We start from the raw sequence: 5,312 nt of genomic DNA on the forward strand, positions 1-5,312 counted from the left end.
GTAGTACGTTCTGCGCGAGGTAGGACGCGCCGCGCACTCCCTCGCGCAGAACGTACTACCTCGACGGCAGGCACGACGTGTCAGTCGACCGTGACCGCCTCCAGGACCGGCAGGCGCGAGGCCCGGATGCCCGGCCACACGCTCGCGACCAGGCCGATCACGACTGCCAGGCCCAGGACCGCGAGCACCTGCCCCCAGGGGACCGCTAGGCTCGTGAGCCCCTGCTCGGCGAGCACCCCCGGCAGCGCCGCGGCGATCGCGATGCCCGTGATCACGCCCAGCACGGTGCCGTAGACCGCGGTCAGGACGGACTCGATCGTGATGATGCCCGCGAGCTGGAGGCGCCCGAGGCCCACGGCGCGCAGCAGCCCGATCTCGCGCGTGCGCTCGATGATCGACAGCGCGAGCGTGTTGACGATGCCCAGCAGCGCGATGACGATCGACAGACCGAGCAGCGCGTAGAGGATCACGAGGACCTGGTCCACCTGGGCGGCTGCCGCGTTGGCGAGCTCCTCACGGTCCAGGACCGAGACCACGAGGAAGGGCTTGACCGCCTCGGTGAGCGCGTCACGCAGCTCCGCGCCGGACGTCCCGGAGGCGGCGGTGACGTAGATCGCGTACGTCGGGATCTCGGGCACACCCACGCTCGCGTACGTCGCGTCGGCGAGGACCACGTCGGACGAGATCACCTGGGTGTCGACGATCGCCCCGACGCGCACGTCCTGCGTGCGGGCGCCGTCGTCGCTCGTGAGGGTCAGGGTGTCGCCGACCTCCCACGCGTCGTCCCGCGCCGCGGTCCGGCTGACCACGGCCTCGCCGTCGGCGAGCGCCCCGTCGGGGTCGCCCTCGACCACGGGGGCGTCGAGCGCCTCGGCGAAGAACCCGGGCGGCACGACCGTGGCACCGCTGGGCTCGCCGTCGACGTCGAGGGTCCCGAGCCGTAGCGCGAGCGCCTGCCCGACGGCGGGGAGGCCGGTCACGGCATCGGTGACACCCGGGGGGAGCGCGCCCGTGGCGGCGGCGGCCTGGACCACGTAGTCGGCCCGCACCTGCTCGTCGACGATCGACCGCACCGAGGCCTGCGTCGAGGCCGCGATGACTCCGGTCGCGCTCACGAGGGCCATCCCGATCAGGAGCGCGCCGGCCGTGTTCGACGTGCGGCGCGGGCTGCGCGTGACGTTGCCGCGGGCCAGGCGGCCGAGCGGCCGGATCGCGGCGACCGCCGGGGCGGCGAGGACCGTGATGACGGGGCCGGCGATCGCGGGCGACAGGACCAGGACGCCCACGAGAGCCGCGCTCGCGCCTACCGCGAGCAGGACCCGCGGGTTGAGGTCGTCGACCAGGGCCCACCCGGTCGGGTCGGCCGAGGCCGAGCTCCCGAGGCGCGAGGCCAGCACCAGCAGCCCGGCACCGACCACGGTGAGCACCAGCCCGACCACCGCCCGGGTGCCCGTGCCGCGGTCCGGTGCGACGTCGTCGTGCATGGCCTGGACCGGAGGCGTGAGGGCCGCGTGGCGGCCCGGGACCGCGGCCGCGACCACGCTCACCAGGACCCCCAGCGAGATCGCGACCACGACCGACGTGACGCTCAGCGGCACGCGACCCGAGAGCTCCATGCCCGTCGAGCCGAACGCCGCCCGCAACCCGCTGACCAGGACCCTGCCCAGGACCACGCCCGCTGCCGCCCCCAGCAGCCCCACCGCGACGGCCTGCGCGAGGATCGACGCGAAGACCTGCGCGGGCGAGGCCCCGAGCGCGCGCAGCAGCGCGAACTCGCGCTGGCGCTCGCGGACCGACATCGCGAACGTGTTGGCGATGATGAACGCCCCCACGAACAGCGCGATGGCCGCGAAGACCAGCAGGAACGTCTCGATGAAGCCGAGGATCTGCTCGACGCCCTCGCGGGCCTCGTCGCGCATGGCCTCGCCCGTGAGGGACTCGGTTCCCGCGGGCAGGACGTCGGCGACCCGGTCGGCGAGCACCTGCTCGGACACGTCCCCCGCGGCGTAGACGGAGATCGTGGGGACCGTACCGTCGGGCGCGTAGGTCGCGAGCGCGGTCGAGGGGTCGAGCCCCACCAGGATGGTGCCCGCCGCAGCGGCCTCGATCGCGAAGATCCCCGTGACGGTGACGGGCTGCGGTGCGCCCGCGAGGACCACGGTCGTCGTGTCGCCCGTGGTCAGTCCCGCAGCCGCGGCCGCGCTCTCCTCGAGCGCGATCTGCGTGCCGCCCACGGGCCACGCCCCGTTCGCGAGCGTCACGGTCGGCTCGTCTGGCCCCACCGCGATCCCGATGCTCGGTGGGCCCGACGTCGTGACGGCCGTGCCGTCGGCCGCGACCAGGACGATCGGGCCCGAGGCGTCGGGCACCGCGCGCGCGACGCCGTCGACCCCCGCGACCGTGTCCGCGAGCGAGACCGGGACCGGGGCGTGAGGTGTCCCGAACGAGCTGCCCGCACTCGTGGTGGCGTCGATCTCCTCGGCTCCGCGCACGTACACGTCGGCGACGAGGGTCGTCGCGATGATCTCGTCGAACGTCGACGACAGCATCGCGCGGAACGTGAAGGTCCCCACGACGAACGCGACGCCGAGCATCACGGCGAGGGTCGACAGCAGGAAGCGGACCAGGTGGGCCCGGACCCCGCGCAGCGCGACCCGCAGCATCAGTCCTCCTCCGCCTGGCCGAGCGCGTCGAGGATGTCGCGCCTGGTCGGGGCCGCGAGGTCGGCAGTGATCCGCCCGTCGGTCAGGAACAGGACCCGGTGCGCGTACGAGGCCGCGCGCGGGTCGTGCGTGACCATGACGACCGTCTGCCCCAGCTCGTCGACCGAGCGGCGCAGGAAGCCCAGGACCTCCGCGGACGAGCGCGAGTCCAGGTTCCCCGTGGGCTCGTCGGCGAACACGACCGACGGTCGCGACACCAGGGCGCGTGCGCACGCGACCCGCTGCTGCTGGCCGCCCGAGAGCTCGGACGGACGGTGGTGCAGGCGGTCGCCCAGGCCCACCGCGGCCACGACCTCGTCGAACCAGGCCCGGTCGACGGGCGCGCGCGCGATGTCGAGCGGGAGCGTGATGTTCTCTGCGGCGGTGAGGGTCGGGACCAGGTTGTACGACTGGAACACGAACCCGATCCGGGTCCGCCGCAGCGCCGTGAGGCGCCGTTGCGAGAGGCGGCTCACCTCGGTCCCGTCGATCACGACGCTGCCCGACGTCGGCGTGTCCAGACCCGCCATGCAGTGCATGAGCGTCGACTTGCCCGAGCCCGACGGCCCCATGATGGCCGTGAGCTCGGCCGCCCGGAAGTCGACGTCGACCCCGTCGAGGGCGCGGACCGTCGTCTCGCCCTGGCCGTACGTCTTGACGAGGCCCCGCGCCCAGGCGGCGCTGCCGGGGGCGCCCGCGCTGGCGGCAGCGCCGGCTCGGTCGGCCGGGGCGCCGGGCCGCGCTCCAGGCGACGGGCTCGCCGAGGGCCGTGGGGAAGTCGGGTGCGCCATCGGGGTTCCGTTCGTTCGGGTGGATCCATCGTGTCCCGGCACGGGGTGACGTGCGACACATCGGCAGTTCTCGCGTCAAGCGGCACGGCGCCCGGCGTCTTGCCAGTTACCACGGATCACCCGTCCGTGCGACCCGACGGTCCTCCCCGACCCGCCGGGCACCACCCGAGGAGCCATCATGACGAACAACCGACCGGCCGGCTCGCCCCGGCACGCGGCGACGGTCGCCGCACCCCCCTCCACCGCAGCCCTGCCGTGGCGCATGCTGACGGCCGCGCTCGCGGCTTTGCTCGCCCTCGTCGGCGTCCTCGCGATGCCGCGCACGGCGGCCGCGGCCGAGCTCGACGCCATCAAGACGGTCACGATCACCGAGCCGGTCGACGAGGTCCACCTGTGGCAGTCCCTGCGGATCGAGGCCACGTGGGCAGTGCCCGACGGGTCGCGCGCCGGCGACACCTTCACCCTGGCCTTCCCGCAGTCGCCCCGCGTGACCGGCTTCGCGACGACGTTCGACCTCAAGACTCCCGAGGGAGCGGTCGTCGGGACCTGCGACGTCACGCAGGACGGGTTCGCGTGCACGCTCAGCCCCTATGTCGAGACCGCGACCAACGTGCACGGCACGCTGTACTTCTGGGCGCAGGTGGATGACGTGGGCGAGGGTGGCACGTTCTCGTTCGTGACGGGCGACGACATGGTGATCCAGGTACCGGTGCCGGGTGGCGAGGTGATCCCGGGGGCGGGGTGGTCGGCCCCCGAGCAGCCTCTCAAGAACGGCTGGGTCAGCACCGACGGCAGGACCGCGGTCTGGGACGTCTACGTGCCGAGCGAGTTCCTGGCAGCATCGGCAGGTGGCCCGGTCGTCGTGACCGACACGTACGACTCACGGCTGACCATGAGGGACGACTCGCTCGTGGTCGGCTACGTCCCGCTGGCCGACTGGAACGACGGCGACTTCTCCGGCGACGCCGTGTGGCTCGAACGTGGCACGGGGTACGTCTACACCCCGGACGTCGCAGGGTCCTCGTTCGACCTCACGTTCGTCGATCCCGTCACCGACGGCTCGCGCATGTACATGGTCCGCTACGAGATGACGCTCCCCGCAGGCGTGCAGGACGGGGACACGTTCGGCAACCAGATCGCGGGCAGCACAGGCTGGGACGACCAGCGGGTCCTCGAGTACGCGGGCGCGGGCGGTGACGGCGACGGGGACGGCAACGGCGAGCTCCGGCTGACCAAGCGTGTCACCGGCGAAGGTGCCGCCGGGGTCCCGGCGGGGACCGAGTTCACCGTGGAGTACACGACCGAGCGGGACGGGCGGACCGCGTCGGGGAGCCTGACCGTGACCGACGGTGCCACGGTGTCGCTGCCGGGTCTCGCGGCCGGGACGGTGGTCACGCTGAGCGAGGTCTCGCCCGCCGCCGTCGACGGCGTGACCTGGGGGGCGCCGGTGTTCTCGGGCGAGGGCGTCACGCCGGTCGACGGCGGTGCGCAGGTGACGGTCGGAGAGGAGGGCCTGGTCGAGGTGGCGCTCGACAACCCGGCGACCCCGGTCGTCCCGCCTGCGACGGTGCCACCCGTGACCGAGCCCCCCGGCGAGACGCCGCCGGCCGCCGTCGTGCCGCCGACCGAGCCGCCTTCCGCCCGGCTGACGGCGACGGGCGGGGCCCTCGCCACGACGGGCGCGACGGTCGGCGTGCTTGCCGGCGTGGCTGCCCTGCTGCTCGGGACGGGGCTGGCTCTCGTGGCGCTCCGGCGTCGCGGAGCGGCGTCCTGAACCTGTCCTGAGGGCTGCGGCCCCGGGGGAGACCGGTCCGTCGAC

Annotated in this window: 3 protein-coding genes; 1 reads left to right on the plus strand and 2 read right to left on the minus strand. The window is 73.9% G+C overall.

The features are described from left to right. Window positions 1-80: 80 nt before the first annotated feature. Together ACFWFR_RS17075 and ACFWFR_RS17080 are read right to left on the minus strand one after the other, a co-directional pair. The gene (locus tag ACFWFR_RS17075) at window positions 81-2,663 is read right to left on the minus strand and encodes an ABC transporter permease (RefSeq protein ID WP_377623793.1); all 2,583 of its coding nucleotides are present in this window, start codon (window positions 2,661-2,663) and stop codon (window positions 81-83) included. Next, window positions 2,663-3,493 (minus strand): ABC transporter ATP-binding protein, encoded by an 831-nt coding sequence (locus ACFWFR_RS17080; protein ID WP_377623794.1) that lies wholly within the window; start codon window positions 3,491-3,493, stop codon window positions 2,663-2,665. Before ACFWFR_RS17080 ends, ACFWFR_RS17075 begins: the two co-directional genes overlap by 1 nt. Before the next feature lie 178 nt (window positions 3,494-3,671). Between ACFWFR_RS17080 and ACFWFR_RS17085 the strand changes: the two genes are divergently transcribed. Next, window positions 3,672-5,267 (plus strand): Ig-like domain-containing protein, encoded by a 1,596-nt coding sequence (locus ACFWFR_RS17085; protein WP_377623796.1) that lies wholly within the window; start codon window positions 3,672-3,674, stop codon window positions 5,265-5,267. Window positions 5,268-5,312: the final 45 nt, after the last annotated feature.

Origin of the sequence: Oerskovia sp. NPDC060287 (assembly GCF_042726775.1) — a bacterium.
Lineage (GTDB): Bacteria > Actinomycetota > Actinomycetes > Actinomycetales > Cellulomonadaceae > Oerskovia > Oerskovia merdavium.

Bases quoted from the DNA above. Each gene is read 5' to 3' on its own strand.
- ACFWFR_RS17075 (WP_377623793.1), bottom strand. From the start codon at position 2,663: ATGCTGCGGGTCGCGCTGCGCGGGGTCCGGGCCCACCTGGTCCGCTTC.
- ACFWFR_RS17080 (WP_377623794.1), bottom strand. From the start codon at position 3,493: ATGGCGCACCCGACTTCCCCACGGCCCTCGGCGAGCCCGTCGCCTGGA.
- ACFWFR_RS17085 (WP_377623796.1), top strand. From the start codon at position 3,672: ATGACGAACAACCGACCGGCCGGCTCGCCCCGGCACGCGGCGACGGTC.